Here is a 1,662-nt window from a genome sequence, read left to right on the forward strand (position 1 = left end):
ACTTTATTGCTTCTGCATAAAAAAATTACTGGGGATCCCTCAGCCCACAGGGAGAGGGGCAGAGTGAGGGCACAGCCCGCAGCGGAGTTTAGCGGCTAAAATGTCTGGAGATGGCGCCCTGTCCTGAAGCCGTCACAACCACCTCCCTGTACCCCGCCACCCGCTGGATCCACCCTTTGCTTTCCAGATAAAGAAGCAGCGCTGCGCCGGCTTCGCCTCCGAGATGAAACCGCCGCTCGCTCCAGTCCAGGCAGGCGCAGCACGCTTTTCGGCGCGAATGAGCGCTTAACGAAACGCCGAGCTTCAGAAATTGCTCCCGACCATACGGCGTGAGCGCTGAACCGTCTGCCTCCAGCCAGCCTGCTGCCTGCATGAAATCGTAGATCTGCACCGCCACCGCGCCCGCCAGATGGTCATAGCAGGTCCGCGCCTCCCGCATGGCTTTCGGCGCGGTAGTTTCCGGCGGGGTAATGCGGCTCCACGAAAGCTCCATCATCTGTTCCACCAGCGCCGCCACGTCGTGCCCGGCAAGACGATAATAACGATGCCGCCCTTGCGACAGGCAGGTAATTAACTGCCCTTCAACCAGCCGGGCAAGATGCCCGCTGGCGGTCGACGGCGCAACGTCTGCCGCCGCACTCAGTTCGGTGGCCGTCCACGCCCGCCCGTCCATTAGTGCACAGAGCATTTTCACGCGCGACGGATCGGCCATTGCAGCCGCTACAGCGGCAATGGCCTTTTCCAGCATCGCGCTGTTATCAGAGGGTAAGCTCGTCTTTAACATTTGTCGCCCAGGGTGTGGTGATCTCAGCGGCCAGCTTATCATCATCCGTCAGCAGAATAAGGTGATTCGCGTGGTCGCTGTACTGAGTCAGGATAGACACGCCCTTTGCGGCCAGCGCCGCCGCTATCTCGCCCAGCTCGCCAGGACGCTCCTGCTTAAGCTTTCTGATCACCGGCTTTCGCAGCGCCTGCACGGTAAACCCGGCGTCGAGCAGCACACGGCGGGCTTTTTCCCCGTCCTCCACCAGGAAATGGGCATCCGTACCGAAAACGCCGCCCCCCTCCAGCCCCACGCCGTTGCGGCCTAACAGCTGTCCAAAGCGCGCCAGCTCGCCGGGCCTGTCGCTAAAAATCACGTGAACGTCATACATCCGCGTGCCCTCCCGTTTCGGAGCTGTACTCCCGCACCAGCTGCGCCACGCGAATACGGTAGAAAGAAAAAATCGACTCCCGGCCTTCGGCCTGCGCGGCCTGATGGAAGACATTCTGCTTCCAGCGGCGGACGGCCTCTTCATCCCGCCACCAGGAAAGGGACAGGATTTTGCCGTCGATGCTCAGGCTCTGAAAACGTTCTATATCAATAAAGCCGTCGATGTCCGCCAGCAAAGGCTTGAGTTCAGCGGCAAGCTGCAGATAGCGCGCCTGATGATGAGGCTCCGCTTTGGCTTCAAAAAGGACTGCGATCATGGGTGTCTCTCCGTTGTGAGGGTGTGGAGAGAATGCAGGAGGAAAAACCACAATGCTTCGGTATGGAGCGAAGTGTTTGCCGGATGGCGCTGCGCTTATCCGGCCTACGGGCTCATGTAGGCCCGGTAAGCGTAGGGTATGAACCGGAAACATGGGTAACACTTTAGACCGGATACATGGGTAACAGTTATA

The 1,662-nt window shown here is 59.6% G+C and carries 3 protein-coding genes; all 3 read right to left on the minus strand.

Translation table 11 applies throughout. The annotated features are described in order from the left end of the window. Positions 1-88 precede the first annotated feature (88 nt). The 3 genes from ACOT0L_RS23895 to ACOT0L_RS23905 are packed head-to-tail and all read right to left on the minus strand — an operon-like array spanning position 89 to position 1,470. Entirely contained in the window at positions 89-784 is a 696-nt protein-coding gene (locus ACOT0L_RS23895; protein ID WP_126504422.1) for an ArsR/SmtB family transcription factor, read from the minus strand. Further along, positions 759-1,154, minus strand: coding sequence for an amino acid-binding ACT protein (locus ACOT0L_RS23900; RefSeq protein WP_022646936.1), 396 nt, complete (start codon positions 1,152-1,154; stop codon positions 759-761). The genes ACOT0L_RS23895 and ACOT0L_RS23900 overlap by 26 nt, the downstream gene beginning before the upstream one ends. After that, on the minus strand, positions 1,147-1,470 hold the full coding sequence (locus tag ACOT0L_RS23905) for an antibiotic biosynthesis monooxygenase family protein (protein WP_038415232.1): 324 nt from the start codon (positions 1,468-1,470) through the stop codon (positions 1,147-1,149). Before ACOT0L_RS23905 ends, ACOT0L_RS23900 begins: the two co-directional genes overlap by 8 nt. Positions 1,471-1,662 lie beyond the last annotated feature (192 nt).

The sequence above is a fragment of the Enterobacter cloacae complex sp. XAL002 genome (assembly GCF_049236805.1).
Taxonomy (GTDB): Bacteria; Pseudomonadota; Gammaproteobacteria; order Enterobacterales; family Enterobacteriaceae; genus Enterobacter; species Enterobacter intestinihominis.